The sequence below is a fragment of the Streptomyces sp. CNQ329 genome (assembly GCF_000482585.1).
Genome location: NZ_AXVU01000069.1, coordinates 1 through 15,721, shown reverse-complemented (window position 1 = coordinate 15,721; position 15,721 = coordinate 1). Strand labels below are relative to the sequence as shown.

The 15,721-nt window shown below is 73.8% G+C and carries 13 protein-coding genes and 1 pseudogene; 3 read left to right on the top strand and 11 right to left on the bottom strand.

Annotation, left to right across the window (positions count from 1 at the left end):
* Positions 1-583 (bottom strand): annotated as a pseudogene (locus I003_RS36225) (hypothetical protein); the annotation flags it as partial.
* A gap of 204 nt (positions 584-787) precedes the next feature.
* Between I003_RS36225 and I003_RS33470 the strand changes: the two are divergent.
* Positions 788-964 (top strand): hypothetical protein, encoded by a 177-nt coding sequence (locus I003_RS33470; RefSeq protein ID WP_486584422.1) that lies wholly within the window; start codon positions 788-790, stop codon positions 962-964.
* A gap of 34 nt (positions 965-998) precedes the next feature.
* On the opposite strand, the gene I003_RS0127745 is transcribed toward I003_RS33470, so the two are convergent.
* Positions 999-1,544 (bottom strand): GNAT family N-acetyltransferase, encoded by a 546-nt coding sequence (locus I003_RS0127745; RefSeq protein ID WP_486584421.1) that lies wholly within the window; start codon positions 1,542-1,544, stop codon positions 999-1,001.
* Positions 1,545-1,659: 115 nt separating this feature from the next.
* Entirely contained in the window at positions 1,660-4,224 is a 2,565-nt protein-coding gene (locus I003_RS0127740) for a polysaccharide lyase family 8 super-sandwich domain-containing protein (RefSeq protein ID WP_027774478.1), read from the bottom strand.
* A 236-nt stretch (positions 4,225-4,460) separates the two neighbouring features.
* Between I003_RS0127740 and I003_RS0127735 the strand changes: the two genes are divergently transcribed.
* Both I003_RS0127735 and I003_RS0127730 read left to right on the top strand, forming a co-directional pair.
* Positions 4,461-5,738: a DNA methyltransferase gene (locus tag I003_RS0127735; RefSeq protein WP_027774477.1), complete on the top strand. Its 1,278-nt coding sequence runs from the start codon at positions 4,461-4,463 to the stop codon at positions 5,736-5,738.
* Between the two features lie 176 nt (positions 5,739-5,914).
* Positions 5,915-7,948, top strand: coding sequence for a prolyl oligopeptidase family serine peptidase (locus I003_RS0127730; RefSeq protein ID WP_027774476.1), 2,034 nt, complete (start codon positions 5,915-5,917; stop codon positions 7,946-7,948).
* On the opposite strand, the gene I003_RS35260 is transcribed toward I003_RS0127730, so the two are convergent.
* The 8 genes from I003_RS35260 to I003_RS35795 form a co-directional block, all read right to left on the bottom strand.
* Positions 7,830-8,723 carry an SURF1 family protein gene (locus I003_RS35260; RefSeq protein WP_027774475.1) on the bottom strand — a complete coding sequence of 298 codons (894 nt, stop codon included), beginning with the start codon at positions 8,721-8,723 and terminating at the stop codon, positions 7,830-7,832. The genes I003_RS0127730 and I003_RS35260 overlap by 119 nt on opposite strands.
* A gap of 159 nt (positions 8,724-8,882) precedes the next feature.
* A complete protein-coding gene (locus I003_RS0127720; protein WP_486584420.1) occupies positions 8,883-10,445 on the bottom strand; it encodes a hypothetical protein in 1,563 nt (520 codons plus the stop codon).
* Positions 10,442-11,005 (bottom strand): SigE family RNA polymerase sigma factor, encoded by a 564-nt coding sequence (locus I003_RS0127715; RefSeq protein WP_078564467.1) that lies wholly within the window; start codon positions 11,003-11,005, stop codon positions 10,442-10,444. Before I003_RS0127715 ends, I003_RS0127720 begins: the two co-directional genes overlap by 4 nt.
* A 324-nt stretch (positions 11,006-11,329) precedes the next feature.
* Positions 11,330-12,601, bottom strand: coding sequence for an aspartate kinase (locus I003_RS0127710; RefSeq protein WP_018836618.1), 1,272 nt, complete (start codon positions 12,599-12,601; stop codon positions 11,330-11,332).
* 252 nt (positions 12,602-12,853) lie between these two features.
* Entirely contained in the window at positions 12,854-13,516 is a 663-nt protein-coding gene (locus I003_RS0127705; RefSeq protein ID WP_027774472.1) for a DUF5063 domain-containing protein, read from the bottom strand.
* A 110-nt stretch (positions 13,517-13,626) separates the two neighbouring features.
* Positions 13,627-14,226: a recombination mediator RecR gene (gene recR / locus I003_RS0127700; protein ID WP_027774471.1), complete on the bottom strand. Its 600-nt coding sequence runs from the start codon at positions 14,224-14,226 to the stop codon at positions 13,627-13,629.
* A gap of 144 nt (positions 14,227-14,370) precedes the next feature.
* Positions 14,371-14,706 (bottom strand): YbaB/EbfC family nucleoid-associated protein, encoded by a 336-nt coding sequence (locus I003_RS0127695; RefSeq protein WP_078564464.1) that lies wholly within the window; start codon positions 14,704-14,706, stop codon positions 14,371-14,373.
* Positions 14,707-14,918: 212 nt separating this feature from the next.
* A complete protein-coding gene (locus I003_RS35795) occupies positions 14,919-15,593 on the bottom strand; it encodes a hypothetical protein (RefSeq protein ID WP_027774469.1) in 675 nt (224 codons plus the stop codon).
* Positions 15,594-15,721 lie beyond the last annotated feature (128 nt).

Below are 15,721 nucleotides of genomic sequence, written 5' to 3'. Positions count from 1 at the left end.
CCCCGCCGAGGCCGGAGATCGCCACGGGGGGCGCGCTCTGCGCGGCCCCGTCCGGCGGCGGACGTAACCGGTCGAGGACCGCGGTCAGTTCGTCCGTACGGCCGACGAAGGAGCGACCGGGAGCCGGCAGGGCCGACAGGTCGGTGGCCATGCGCGCAGGAGCCGGGGGCGTGTCCGCGGCCGGATACGCCGCGGGTGGCCGCGCGTCGGCCGGCGGGGGCGCTCCGGCGAGCGGGGAGGCCGCGCCGTTGGCCGGGGGACGGCCGCCGCGGTTGGCGTTGCGCTCCCGGCGGGCGTGCGCGAGGAGTTGCCCCCACCACGCCTCCGGCCGCTCCGGGTGCCCGGCGCGGCCGAGGCGCCCGGCCTCGCTCTGCAGGTAGGCGGTCAGTGCCAGGAAGTACCGGGTGTGGGCCGGCCCCGGCACGGTGCGCGCGTTCAGCCAGCCGCTGAGCGTCGAGTCGGCGATCGTCGCGGGCGGGCGCTGCTCGCGGCCCAGGCGCACGAGCCGGTCCAGCGTCGGCCGGCCGGCGGCCTCGTACACCGCCGCCAGCTCCGCCCAGAACCGCTGCGCCTGCCCGGCCAACCGGAACCCCCTGTGCCCTGGAGCCTTCCGACGCCCTCCGGGCCGCAAACCTCCCGGAGGACAGCACAAACCTACCGCTGACCAGGTGGGTGACGAGGGCCGAACCGGTGCCGGGCTTCGCCGGAAACCCCTCGGAAGAGCCCTCATGGCACCGGTGCCCGGCCGCATCCGCGCGGTCGGCAGTTGGCCCGGAAAGGCAACGCCATGACCGACACCCCCACCACGAGCCCGTCTCCGCGCACCACTCCGCTTCCGGGACCGGCGGGCGCCTCCGCCCGCACCCGCTGCCGCCGAGGGCTGCTCGCCGCCCTGCGTTTCCTCGGCCTCGCCGCATGCGGCGGCGCCGCCGAAGCGCTCACCGCGTGGCTGCTCCAGCGCTGACCGCACCGCCCCGCCTGCCGCCTCGCCCTCGGTGTCAGCCCGGCGAGCGGCGGTGCGTCCAGAGGTCCAGGGGCGGCGTCGGCGGTACGGGATGCAGGCTGCCCGTCCTCGTCCAGCCCCAGGCGCGGTACGCCGCACCCGCCGCCGCGTTGTCCTGCGGCAGCAGCGCCACCGCGGGGGACGGCGCCCAGCGGGCCAGCAGATGCTGCTGCAGCCGTGTGGCGATGCGCCGGCGGCGCTGGTCCGGCACCACCATCAGCTCCGCCACCACGAACGCCCGCGGCGACGAGGTCACCTCGGCCAGCGCCGGCGGCGGCCCCTCCTGGAAATCCGGCCACCACACGCCGGAGCGGTCGGCCCGGAAACCGTAGGCGCAGCCCACCGGGCGGTCGCCCCCGGCCAGCACCATCTCGAACCCGGGCCGCTGCACGTGGTCCTCGAGCCGCCGCAGGAAGCCCTGGCGCTCGGGCACCGCGGCGCCGGCCCTGCCGTTGTACGACGCGACGTACACGTCGGCCACGGCCTCGCGCTGGGTGTCCGCCTGCCACCGGCTCAGGCCACGTAAGAACAACTCGGACACTCGTCCTCCCCCGGTCGGGCGGCCACCCCATAACCGAGCCCCTGTGACGACAGGGTAGCCCCGCAGCCCTTCGCCTCCATGGCCCGGAACCGGACGATGTGCCCCGGCCGCCCGCCTACTTCTCCAGGCTCACCGTCAGGCTCCTGCCGTACGCGTGATGCGTGTCCACCACCAGCTTCGTCCCGCCGGGCACCCGGCTGACCCGGACCCCGTCGTCCCCCGCGGCCTTCCGCAGCGAGCGTCCGCGCAGCACGACGGTGACCGTGCCGCGGTCCATCGTCGGGTCCGCGACGGCCACGCCGACGCGCCCGTCCTCCCCGGTCCGTACGAGCACCGAGGCGGGCCCGTCGATGCTCAGCCCGGCGGTGTCGTGGCGGCCGGGGGTGAAGGCGTTGGCGGCGGTCAGGCCGAGGGCGGAGTGGCGGACCGCCTGCAGGCGCGGGGAGTTGGCGGTCACGGTGAGCGGGCCGCCGCCGCGGTACGTGTCCAACTGCGCGGCGGAGGCGTGCGGCACGAGGGCGTACGCCAGGCGCGCGAGCCCGTGCCGCGGCTCGTGGTCGACGGCGGCGCTGAACACGGTGCGCGTCACCGCCGTGTCCGGGTTTCCGGTACGTACGACGCGGCGGCTGCGCGTGACGTCCTCCAGACCGACCCGGACGCGGGGCGCGTCCAGAAAGACGTACCCGACGGCCGTGCCCTCCGCGGCGTCCGCGTAGCGCAGCCAGCTCAGGTGCGCCGTGCCCGGCCCCTCCCAGGCACGGCCGTCGCGGCGCGCACCGGTGACGGTGACGGCGGCGGAGGGATCCGCGGTACGGGCGTCGACCGTCGTGGTCACCGTGCGGCCGGCGGGGTCGCCGATGCCGGCGGCGAGGACGACGACCTCGTCGTCGAGCATGAACCACGACTTGGTGGCGGTCGCGTTGCGGTAGACGACGAAGTCGTCCGGGAGGAGGTCGCGTTCGGCGTAGGCGACGTCGTCGGACTGCACCATCGCGGACGTGCCGTACGCGCCGAGGACCGCGCCGCCGGAGTGGCGGTTGGTGCCGCGCGGGAAGTAGACGTACGTGTTCTGCGACTCCGAGGACGAGGTGAAGTTCAGCGGGTGGCCGGGGTTGTCGTACCAGAGCTTGCCGTCGTACAGCTCCGGTACGGTCCCGCGCCGTTCCTCGGGCGCGGTGGCACCGGCGAGGCCGTAGGGGGAGACGACGGTGTAGTAGTCGACGCCGTACGCGCGCGTCTGGTCCTGCCCGGAGAGGTACAGGTAGTACGCGCCGTCACCCTGGAACCAGGGCATCAGGTTCTCGCCGCTCATGTACTCGTACTTACTGATGCGGTCCGAGCTGCGCGCGAGCGCGAACGCGTAGCCGGGGCGGCGGTGGACGTGCCTGTCCATGGCGTTGAACGCGACGCTGCGCGCCGCCGGGTTGAGGTCGGCGGGCGGTATCGCGTCGTCGCCGACGATGTCGGCGTAGCGCACCACGCTGACGGGCGAGACGAACCCGGCGGGGTCGAGCGCGGCGCGCGAGGTGGCGCGGATGTGCTTGACGTAGCTCTTGAGCGCCGCGGAATCGGCGTCGGCGGTGTAGTCGGCGAGGTCCACGACGGCCTCGACGACGACGGCGACGTCGGTGTAGCCGGAGGCCGTACGGGAGACGGCGCGGCCCTTGACGACCTCCATCATCCAGCCCTCGAAGATCAGCGGCGCGAAGCCGTCGCGCACCCAGCGCTGCACGACGGGCACGAGCGCGTCGGTGTTCGCGAAGCCCGTGCCGTCGAGGATCTTGAGCGTCTGGACGACACGGGTGAGCAGCCCCTTGCCGTACGAGCCGGTGTACGCGACGGAGTGGTGCTGGAGGAACGAGCCGTCGGCGTAGTAGCCGTCGGTGTTGCCGTGGCGGATGTCGTACGGGTCGATGGTCGCGAAGACCGTGAGCTGGTCTTCGAGGGCCTTGGCGATGCGTGCCTCGCCGCCCGCCTCCCCGGCCGCGGCGAGCAGGGCGCCCTGGATGATGCGGTTGGTGGTGATGTCGGCGAGGTTGGCGCCGGTGTGGAAGCGGGAGTCGAGGTCGACGTCCCCGTCCTTGCCGTTGCGGAGGTACGCGTCCATGGCGGTGACGTACGTCGTGAGCAGCCCGGCGGGGACGGCGCCGGGGACGTCGGCGAGGAGGGCGAGGGTCTTGCCGACGTGGGTGGAGATGGCGATCTCCCAGTTGTGCCAGTTGCCGTAGTAGCCCTGGGACTGGTCGCCGTAGTAGTGCTCGTGGAGCCACACCAGGCCGTCGACGGCGCGGCGCTGGGCGGCGGTGTCGCCGTGGAGGTCGCCGCCGGGGGCGCGGGTGGCGAGGGCGATCTCGTAGAGCTTGCGGTACGAGGTGGCCAGGTTGACGTCGCTGGTGCCGAGGGGCACATCGGCGAAGAGCTCGCCGGTGGCGGTGCTGGTGTCGGCCATCGCGGCGAGGTTGGCGCGGGCGGTGTCGTGGAGGGCGGCGACCTTGGCGGCGGCCTCGGGGCGGGCGTTGGTCTCGGGGGTGCCGGCGAAGACGGCGCGGGTGTTGGCGAGGAGGAGGGCGGGGTCTGCGGCCCGGGCGTTGCCGGCGGCGAAGGCCGGGCGGGCCGGGAGGACCGCCAGCAGGCCGGCGGCGGGCAGCGTGGACACAAGACGTCTGCGGGTGAACTCCATGGGGTCCTCCCCCGGTGCGTTCGGGCACTGGCAGCCGGAGTCAAGCAGATGGCCGGTGCGCCGACAAGCGCTTGCGGGCCGGTGATGATCGCTGCCGGCGAGCACCCGGGCGGCTTCGGGGCGTTCGGGGTGCGTTTTCGTTCCGTACGACCAGACTTGCCGGTTCCGGCCGGGTGGAGGGCCGCGGCCCACTACGATCCACGCTACCCCCCACCCCCATCGGCGAGAGCGAGAGCATGCGGTCGGACACACGTCAGAACGCACACCTCACCTACCGCGCCAACACCGGCGCCGGCCGCCACGGCTGGCTCCGGCTGACCCCCGCCTATTCCGTCAGTCTCGTGCGCCGCTACGCGGCCGAGATGCCACCCGGCTCCGTCGTCACCGACCCCTTCTCCGGCACCGGGACCACCCCGCTCGCCGCCGCCGAGCACGGGCTGACCGGGCAGTCGCTGGACGTGAACCCGTTCCTGATCTGGCTGGGGAAGATGAAGACCGCCGCGTACGGGCCGGAGCTCCTGCGCGACACCCGGCGCGCGCTCGCGCCCCTGGTGCACCGCGCCGAGGAACTGCTGCCGGAGGCGGGCGAGCTGTGGCAGCCGGAGCTGCACAACATCGGGCGGTGGTGGGCGCGGAGCGCGCTGGACGCGCTGAAGGCGGTGCGGCGGGCGCTGGACGTCGCGGCGCCCGCACTGCCGCCGGGCGGACGGGACCTGCTGGACGTGGCCTTCTGCCGGACGCTGATCGCGTCGAGCAACGCGGCGTTCAACCACCAGAGCATGTCGTTCAAGCAGGAGCGCGAGGACGGCGGCGCTCCCCACCTGCTCGACCTCGGCGCCGCGCGGGACGTGCTGGAGACGTTTCGCCGCGAGGCCGGCACCACGCTCGCGAACGCCGCGACCCCGCTGCCCGGCGCGGCACACGTCCTGTACGGCGACTCCCGCGTCATGCAGCCGGCGGCCGGCCGGCTCGCCCCCTGCGACCTGCTGCTGACTTCGCCCCCGTACGTGAACCGCATGTCGTACATCCGCGAGCTGCGCCCGTACATGTACTGGATGCGGCACCTGCGCCGGGCGGAGGACGCGGGCCGGCTGGACTGGCAGGCGATCGGCGGCACCTGGGGCGCGGCCACCTCGCGGGTACGGGCCTGGCGCCCGCCGGGGCCGGAGGCCGGGGTCCTCCCGGAGCCGGTCGCGGGCGAGCTGGCCCGGACCCAGGCGGCCATCCGCCGGGACGGCGGGCGGAACGGACCGCTGCTGGCGAACTACGTGGGCAAGTACGTGCACGACATGTGGGGGCACTTCCGGGCGGCGTACACGAACGTGCGCGGCGGCGGGCGGGTGGTCTACGTGATCGGCAACTCGACGTTCTACGGCAACCAGGTGCCGGCGCAGGAGTGGTACGCGGCGCTGCTTCGTGAGGCGGGCTTCGCGGGGGTCGAGGTGGAGGTCATCCGCAAGCGGAACAGCAACAAGGCGCTGTTCGAGTACGCGGTCTCGGGCGGGCGGCCGTAGCACCCGGGGCGCCGGGGGCGGTGGCGCGGGTCGGCGTTACGGGCCGGTGGCGCGGACCGGCGTTACGGGCCGGTGGCGCGGGACCGCGGCGACGGGGTTTATCCACAACTGGGCAGTAATCCACAGATGGGCGGTGCGCGCTCCGCTCGGCTCCGGCGAGGCCGCAGAATGTCGGCATGAGCGAGATCGACGGGGGCACGACGGGCCGTGCCGGTGGCGACGCGAGCGTCGGCGGCGAGGGTTACGAGGACGGCGCAGGATACGCAGACGGCCGCGGCGAAGCGGCCGGCGGCGGGGCGGGCAGCGGACGGCCGGACGCCGGCCCCGGCGGGGCGGCGGGCCCGGCGCCGGCGTGGGAGCGGCGGTTCCGGGCGCCGCGGATCAGCCTGCCCGGGTGGGCGGAGGACGCGCCGCATCGCGCGCTGTACGTGTCGAACGTGACCGGCACGTTCGAGCTGTACGCCTGGGACCGCAGCACGGGCGGCGTCCGCCAGGTCACCGACCGGCCCAACGGCACGACGGACGGCGCCCTGACGCCGGACGGCGAGTGGGTGTGGTGGTTCTGCGACACCGACGGGGACGAGTTCGGGGTGTGGCGGCGCCAGCCGTTCGCGGGCGCCTCGCCGGGGCAGGACCGGGCGGCGGCGCCGGGACTGCCGGCGGCGTACTCGGCCGGCCTGGCCCTCGGGCGGGACGGCACGGCGGTGGTCGGCAGGTCCACGGAGGAGACGGGCACGACGATCCACCTCGTCCGACCCGGCGGCGAGCCCAGCGAGATCTACCGGCACCGGGAGTCCGCCGGCGTCGGCGACCTCTCGCACGACGGCAGGCTGCTCGCCATCGAGCACACCGAGCATGGCGACGCGATGCACGCCGCCCTGCGGGTGCTGCGGCTCGGCGGCTCCCCCGGCGCGGAACCGCTGGTCGCCGAGCTGGACGACACCAAGGGTGGCCGGGAGGAACTGGGCCTGGAGGTGCTGGGCTTCGCGCCGGTGGCGGGCGATCCGCGGCTGCTCGTCGGGCACCAGCGGCGCGGGCGGTGGGAGCCGATGATCTGGGACCCGGTCGCGGGCCGGACCCGGGAGCTGGAGCTCGACCTGCCGGGGGACGTGTCGGCGGAGTGGTATCCGGACGGCAGCGCGCTGCTCGTCCTGCATACGTACCAGGCACGCAGCGAGCTGTGGCGGTACGGACTCGAGGGCGCCGGCTCCGGCGTCCTGGAGCGGGTGGAGACCCCGCCGGGGACGATCTCGGGGGCGACGGCGCGGCCGGACGGCACGGTGGAGTTCCACTGGTCGTCGGGAGCGGAGCCGCCTCAGGTGCGGTCCGCCGAGGGGGCCGTGGTGCTGCAGCCGCCGGGCCCCGCGGCGCCGCGGTCGGTGCCGGTGGAGGACGTCTGGGTCGACGGGCCGGGCGGGCGGATCCACGCGCTGGTCCAGCGGCCGGCGGGCGAGGGCCCCTTCCCCTGCCTGTTCGACGTGCACGGCGGCCCGACGTGGCATGACAGCGACGCCTTCGCGGCCGGCCCGGCCGCCTGGGTCGACCACGGCTTCGCCGTGGTCCGCGTCAACTACCGCGGGTCCACCGGCTACGGCCGGGAGTGGACCGACGCGCTCAAGCACCGGGTGGGGCTCATCGAGCTGGAGGACGTGGCCGCGGTGCGGGAGTGGGCCGTCGTCTCCGGTCTCGCGGACCCGGAGCGGCTGGTCGTCGGCGGCGGCTCGTGGGGCGGGTATCTGGTGCTCCTCGCCCTCGGCACGCAGCCGGACGCCTGGGCGCTGGGCTTGTCCGCGGTGCCCGTCGCGGACTACGTGTCGGCGTACGAGGACGAGATGGAGGCCCTGAAGGCGATGGACCGCACGCTGATGGGCGGCTCGCCGGACGAGGTCCCCGAGCGCTACGCCGCGTCGTCACCGCTGACGTACGTGGACCAGGTGCGGGCCCCGGTGTTCGTCTCCGCGGGGGTCAACGATCCGCGGTGCCCGATCCGGCAGGTGGAGAACTACGTCGAGCGGCTGGCGCAGCGGGGGCATGCGCACGAGGTGTACCGCTACGACGCGGGGCACGGCTCGCTCGTCGTGGAGGAGCGGATCAAGCAGTTGAGGCTGGAGCTCGATTTCGTTCGCCGTCATCTGATTCCGGGCTTGGCTCCGCAGCCGCCGCGGCCGGATCCGCAGCCCGGGGGCCCGGGCCGGGATCGGGGGAGGTGAGGCCGAGGGCCAGGTCGCGGGCGACTTCCGCCTCGCGGCGGAAGAGCCGGTGCCACATGAAGATCACGAAGCCGGCGAAAACGAACCACTGGGCCGTGTAGCCGAGGTTCTGGAACGCCTTGAGGTCGAGCCCGCTGCCCTGCGGTACCTCGGCGGGCACGGGCCGCATCCCGCCATCGCCCTCGTAGAGGGTGATCCAGGCCGGGGAGACCCGCTCGTCCACGACGTTGACCAGCGCCGCGGCGCTGATCATGCCGACCTGACCGCGCGGCAGCCCGCCCTCGGTGTGCACGCCGGGGGAGCCCTGGTGCTCGGACGCCTGCAGGGCGCCGGTGACGGTGACCTCGCCGGCGGGCGGCTCGGGGGCCTTCGCCGGGTCGGCCTCGCCGGGCAGCCAGCCGCGCAGAACGGGGACGGAGGTACGGGTTCCGGCGTCGCCGCCCACGGGGGCGTCGGTGCGCAGCAGGGTCAGCACGTAGAAGCCGGTCTCGCCGTCGAGGGTGCGGTCGGGGACGAGGAGCTGGGGGCCGTAGCGCCCGGTGACGGTCGCCGCTTCGCCGGTCGTCTCCTGGGTCACGGGCAGCAGCTCGGCCATCGGCCGGCCGGTGACGCCGTCGGCGGCGCGGGCCTGCTGCTCCTGCGCTTCCTGGTGGGTGTCCACGCGCGTCTCGAAGCGGCTCAGCTGCCAGCTCCCCATGGCGAGGCAGACCGGGACGGCCAGTGCGGCGAGGATGTTGACGACCCACCACCGGGGCGTCAGCAGGAACCGGTACACGCCTCCACGGTACGGCCTCCCCCGGCGGCGGCCCGCCAGGGGGCCGCATCGGCGCGAGCCCGGGTCTGCGGCGCCCCGTGCGCCGTACGGCCTGAGCCGGGTCCCCGGCCCCCCGGTGCCCGGTCGGGGACCCGGGTCGGTGCCGGGTGGCGGTACGGGTCAGGCGCTCGGCAGCGGTTCGGTGTAGTAGACGGTGCCCGCGCAGGCGTTCTGGACCGTGACGCTGGCCACGGAGGAGGAGTCGGCTTCCGGCGCGTGGGTCAGGGTGACGGATCCCTCGGTCGTGCCCTCGCCGTCGCCCGGTTCGCCGGTCCCGCCGGTGTCGCCGCCCGTCTCGGTTCCCTGATCGGTCCCTGACTGCGTCTCGTCCGCCGACGACTGCGTCTCGCCGGTGGGGCCCGGTGCCGGCGTGGTGGCGGTGCCGGTGCAGCCGCCGTCCCTGCTGGTCTCCGGCACCCAGGCGAACTCCACCACGTACGACTCGCCGGCCGCCAGCACCAGCGCACCGGTGGTCTCCGGAGACGGGAGCAGGTCCGTGGCGGCGTCGCCGGGGGTGTGCGTGCGCGTCTCGACCGAGCTCGCGCTCGCCGCACCGAAGGTGCCGCCCACCTGCACGCCGTCGGACGACTCGACCACGCAGGCGGTGGCGGAGACGTTGGTGACGGTGAAGGATCCGGTGACCCGGCCCGCCTCGTCCGGCGTGCCGCTGGCCCCTACCGGCTGGCTGACCTGCGTCGGCGCGCACGGCTCGGCGGTGGTCGTGCCCTCGGAGCCACCGGTCGGCGGGGCGGTGTTCTCGTCGTGCCCGGGGCTTTCGGTCTTCTCTTCCTTGTCGCTCGGCTCCTTGCTGCCGGCGGTGGCGTCGGAGTCGTTGCCCTCGACGGCGCCGCCCCCGCCCTTCTGCCCCGCGCCGGGAATCCGGCTGTTGGCGATGTCCTGGCGCGGGTTCTCCTCGCTGGTCGAGCCGGCGACGTTCATGAACGTGGGCACCGAGACCGCCAGCGCGATCACCGCGACCGCGGCGACCGCGATCAACTGGCGGCGGCGGGTACGCCGCGCGGGCACCGCACGCTGCAGATACTGCAGCGTGCCGGGCGCCGGCTCCAGACCGTCGACCGCGGAGTGCAGCAGCAGCCGCAACTCGTCCTCGCGGTCCGCGTCGTCGCCGTCGTCCCCGTCGCCGTCGCCACCGGGCCACTGCGGGAAACCGTCCCCGCCGGAACCGCCCGCGCCACCGGAGCCGGTAGCGCCACCCGGCCGACCGGCACCACCGTCACCGTCGCGACTGCCGGAGCCGTCGAGACCGTCCGGGACGAGGGAGCCGTCCGGCCCGCCGGGTCCGTCCGGCCGATCCGAACGACCGGACTGCTCAGAGCCTCCGGACCCGCCGGATGCGCGGGATCCGCCGGAAGCGCGGGATCCGCCGGAACGGCCCGGCACCGCGCCCGGCTCACCCGAGCCCGCACCGGATCCTCGGGCCGTACCCGCCGCGCCCGCCGCATCCTGCGTCTTCGGCCCGTTGTCCGGCACCGCCGGCTCCGGCCCCGCCGTCCCGGCCTCCGGCACCGTCACCTCGTCCGAGCCCGCCGCCACATCCGGCAGCTCCGCCGTCTCCGCCACCTCCACTGCCGCTCGTCCGGCCCCGGACACCGCTCCCGACCCGCCGGACTCCTCGGAGCCCTGCTCCCACGGCGGTCCCGATCCGTAGAAACGCTCGCTCATGCCCGCGCTCCCATGGCTGTTCGCAGTGCGGCGATGCCCCGGGAGCCGTACGCCTTGACGGAGCCGAGCGAGATGCCCAGCGCGTCGGCCACCTGAGCCTCGGTCATGTCCGCGAAGTAACGCAGCACGAGCACCTCGCGCTGCCGGCGCTGCAGCCCTCGCATCGCCTGGATCAATTGGTCGCGCTCCAACTGTTCATACGCACCCTCTTCCGCGCTGGCCATGTCGGGCATGGGCTTGGAGAGCAGCTTCAGCCCGGTGATGCGCCGACGGAGCGCGGAACGTGACAGGTTGACGACCGTCTGCCGCAGATAGGCGAGGGTCTTGTCCGGGTCCTTGACCCGCTTGCGCGCGGAGTGCACGCGGATGAACGCCTCCTGCACCACGTCCTCGCAGGAGGCCAGGTCGTCGAGCAGCAGCGCGGCGAGACCGAGCAGCGACCGGTAGTGGGTCTGGTACGTCTCGGTGAGGTGATCGACGCTGGTGCCCTCCGTCACGGCGTCGTCAGCGTCCGCCGCGGACTTCTTCGCGGCGGGCCGCGCAGACCACGGCGCGATCACCGGCAGCCCCCGGGGCGCCGCGGACGTACCGGGGCGCAGCGCGGGGCCGGCCGGGAGGGTCGCAATGCTGAGTGCCTCTGCCACGCCTGTTTGACACACCGACCCCCGTCAAGGTTGTACGCGCACGGCGGCAACGGCTGTCGTGTTACCGCGCGTACTGCCATGCCCACTCCCTCGATACCCGTGCGGCCGGCCAATGCGGGCAGGGACAGAGACGCTTCGCGGCGCCGCCGCGGTTGCAGACGGCGCGAACCGAAATCGTCGGATGGCAAGGGGGTTCGGCGCAAGCGGTATGGACCAACCGATCGATGTCACACGGCCGGCTCAGCGGCCGGTGCCGCCGTAGACGACCGCCTCGTCGCTCTCGCTGTCGAGGCCGAACGCCGTGTGCACGGCGCGTACCGCGTCCTTGACGACGTCCTCGCGGGTCACCACCGAGATGCGGATCTCGGAGGTCGAGATCAGCTCGATGTTGACCCCGGCGTTGGACAGCGCCTCGAAGAACGTGGCCGTGACGCCCGGGTGCGAGCGCATACCCGCGCCGACGAGGGAGATCTTGCCGACCTGGTCGTCGTAGCGCAGGGACTCGAAGCCGATCGACGGCTGCGCCTTGGTCAGCAGCTCCATCGCGCGGTGGCCGTCGGTCTTGGGCAGGGTGAAGGAGATGTCGGTCAGGCCGGTGGCGGCGGCCGAGACGTTCTGCACCACCATGTCGATGTTGATCTCGGCGTCCGCAATCGCCCGGAAGATGGCGGCGGCCTCGCCCGGCTTGTCCGGAACCCCGACCACCGTGATCTTCGCCTCGGAGACGTCGTGCGCGACTCCGGAGATGATCGCGTGCTCCATGCCTTCTGCTCCCTCGGAGATATTGCCTACCCACGTGCCCGGATGCCCCGAGAACGAGGAGCGGACATGAATGGGCATGTTGTACCGGCGGGCGTACTCGACGCAGCGGTGCAGCAGGACCTTCGACCCGCTGGTGGCCAGTTCGAGCATGTCCTCGTACGGGATCCGGTCGATCTTACGGGCCTTCTTGACCACCCGCGGATCGGCGGTGAACACGCCGTCCACATCGGTGTAGATCTCGCAGACCTCCGCCTCCAGCGCCACCGCAAGCGCCACCGCCGTGGTGTCCGAGCCGCCGCGGCCGAGCGTCGTGATGTCCTTGCTGTCCTGCGAAACACCCTGGAAGCCGGCGACGATCGCGATGGCGCCCTTGTTCACCGCCTCCTGGATCCGGCCGGGCGTGACGTCGATGATCCGCGCCTTGTTGTGCACGGCGTCGGTGATCACACCCGCCTGGCTGCCGGTGAACGACAGCGCCTCGTGACCCAGCTTCTTGATCGCCATCGCCAGCAGCGCCATGGAGATCCGCTCGCCCGCCGTGAGCAGCATGTCGAGTTCACGGCCGGTGGGGATGGGCGAGACCTGCTCGGCGAGATCGATCAGCTCGTCCGTCGTGTCGCCCATCGCGGACACCACGACGACGACCTGATGGCCCGCCTTCTTGGTCTCGACGATCCGTTTGGCGACGCGCTTGATGCCCTCGGCGTCGGCGACGGAAGAGCCGCCGTACTTCTGCACGACAAGGCCCACGTGCGCTCCTCGCAATGGTGTTCCGGTCAGCTCAGTCTACCGAGCCGGCCGATACCCACGGGGCGCGCCGGCTCGGGAACGCACCTGCCCGGGACCACCGCGGGCACACGGAAACGTAAGGCAGGTCACATCCGGAGCCCCACAATCCGGGCACGGCCCGGCGTGAACGGGAGCGGCCGGGCGCGAACTCGGCGCGCACACAAGGCGTTCGCGCCCCTCGGCCCTCCCGCGTCTCCTGCCCGCGCTCCCGGCTCAGGTACGCCGCAGACCCAGCGGCTCCGCGATCTCCTCCACCATCACGCGGCCCGCCTCCTCCTCCAGCCGCCCGTCGTCCAGCGCGGCGTCGCTGTCGGTGTCGAGCCCGTCCAGCTCCCCCAGGGGCGTGTCCAGCCGCACGTGCGCCACCAGCGACTGCAGCGCGCGCAGGCAGGCGCTCGCGGTCGGGCCCCAGTTGGACAGGTACGAGAACTGCCACCACCACAGCGCCTCGTTGACCCGCCCCGCGGCGTAGTGGGCGAGGCCGTGCCGCAGGTCGGTGATCACGTCGGCCAGATCGTCGGAGATCCGGCTGGCGACGGGCGTGCTGCGCGGCACGTACGGGTCGAAGACCTCGGAGTAGACGTCCACCGGGTCCAGCAGCTCGGCGAACCGCTCGCGCAGCTCGTCCACGTCCGGCTCGGGGCCGGTGTCCGGCTCGTACCGTTCGTCCGGCACGAAGTCCTCGTGCGCCCCCAGCCGGCCGCCGGCCAGCAGCAACTGCGAAACCTCCAGCAGCAGGAAGGGCACCGCGCTGTTCGGCTCGTCGCCCTTGGCGACCTCGGTGACCGCGACGATGAAGCTCTCGATCGAGTCGGCGATCTGGACCGCGAAGCTGTCCGGGTCCTGCGTCGCCTGGTGCAGGGTGGCGTCAGACATCGAGCAGACCTCCTCTGTCGGCGCCCCGCACACCGCCCGGCCGCGTGCGGCGGCCTGCCGGTCTGCCGGGCGCTGCGCCGGGATCCAGCCGGCGGGCACGTGGTTCCGTTTCAGACATCGAGCAACCGCCTGCCTTCGAAGGCGCGGCCGAGGGTGACCTCGTCCGCGTACTCCAGATCGCCGCCGACGGGCAGACCGCTGGCCAGCCGGGTCACCCTCAGCCCCATGGCCTTGACCATGCGGGCCAGGTACGTGGCCGTGGCCTCGCCTTCGAGGTTGGGGTCGGTGGCGAGGATCAGCTCCGTCACGGCGCCGTCCGCGAGCCGGGCGAGCAGCTCCCGTATCCGCAGGTCGTCCGGGCCGACGCCCTCGATGGGGCTGATCGCGCCGCCGAGCACGTGGTACCGCCCGCGGAACTCACGGGTCCGCTCGATGGCCACGACGTCCTTGGGCTCCTCCACGACGCACAGGACGGCGGGATCGCGCCGCGGGTCGGCGCAGATCCGGCACTGCTCCTCCTGCGCGACGTTCCCGCAGACCGCGCAGAACCGGACCTTCTCCTTCACCTCGGTCAGCGCATGCGCCAGCCGGCGGACGTCGGCCGGCTCGGCCTGCAGGATGTGGAAGGCGATGCGCTGCGCGCTCTTGGGACCGACGCCGGGCAGCCTGCCCAGTTCGTCGATCAGATCCTGAACCACGCCTTCGTACACGCAACGCCTCTCTCGTGTCCGCTCTCCTGCACCAAGCTAGCCGCTACCGCCGGGTTCAACCCGCTTCCGGGGCGGCCTCCGGTGACGGTCCCCGGCAGATCCGGGACGGCCGGAAACGGCCCCCGGGACGACGGAAGGCGGGGGTCAGAAGGGCAGCCCCGGCATGCCGCCGAGCCCTTGTGCGAGCGGGCCGAGCCGCTCCTGCTGGAGCTGCTGCGCGGCGTTGTTCGCATCCCGGACCGCGGCCACGACGAGGTCGGCCAGGGTCTCCGTGTCCTCGGCGTCGACGGCGCGCGGGTCGATCACCAGCCCGGTCAGCTCACCGGAGCCGGTCACCGTCGCCTTCACCAGCCCGCCGCCCGCACTCCCCTCGACCGGCGTCTCGGCCAGCTCCTGCTGGACGGAGGCGAGCTCCTGCTGCATCTTCTGGGCCTGCTGCAGCAACTGCTGCATGTCGGGCTGGCCACCACCAGGCATCACGTCGCTCGCTCCTTGTCGCGCTACTGCAGTTCTCTGTACCTATGTCGTCCAGGTCGCCGGCCGGGTGTCGGACCGGTCCAGGCGAGCCTACGTTCTCAGCCGCCGCGATGCCGTCCATCGCAGGAAGGACGCGCACCTTCGGCGTTGCCCCGCCGGGAGTCGTGGTCTCCCGCCGTCCTCATCCTTCCGGAGGACGCGGGCGGGCGGACCGCCTAGTCGTGGCGGATTTCCTCTATCACGGTGGCGCCGAGCTCGCGGACGATGAGGTCGTGACCGGACAGGGCGGTGTCGTCGAGGTCGGGGTCGTCCTCGTCGGGGATGTCCTCCTCCAGCGGCGGGGGAGGCGGGCCCGGGTCGGGGGGCGGCCCGGGGTCGGGCGGGGGCGGCCCGCCCAGGCCGGCCGCCGGGGGCCCGGGCTGCCGGGAGGGAGCGGGCGCCGGCACGGAGGGGGCGGGCGGGGTCTGTACGGACTGCCGCAACCCGGCGCCGCCGCCACCCCCGAACCCGCCGCCCGCCGCGGAGCCGCCGGGGCCGCCGGGACCGCCGGGGCCGCCGCCGGGGCCGCCGCCGAACCCTCCGCCGCCGACCCCTCCGCCCCCGGGCGCTCCGCCGCCGCCGGGCCCGGCCGCGGGTCCGCCCCCGCCGCCGGTCGGGTCCACGATCGCCTCGACCTTCCACTGCACGTCGAACCGCTCCGCCAGCGCTTCGCGCAGCACCTCGTCGCTGCCGCCGTTGACGAAGCTGTCCCGGGCGCCGACGTTGGCGAAGCCGAGCTGGAGAGTGCCCCCGTCGAACCCGGTGACCTGGGCGTTCTGGCTCAGCAGAATCCAGGTGAAGCGCCGCCGGTGCTTGACGGCCTCAAGGATGTCGGGCCACATCTGCCGCACGGAAGCGGCTCCCGCCGCCCCGCCCCCCTGCTGCGCGGGCACCCCCGGAGCCGTAGCGGCGGCAACGCCCCCGGCCGCAGCCGCCGGGGCAGGCGCCGATCCGGGCGCAGGCGCCGATCCGGGCGCAG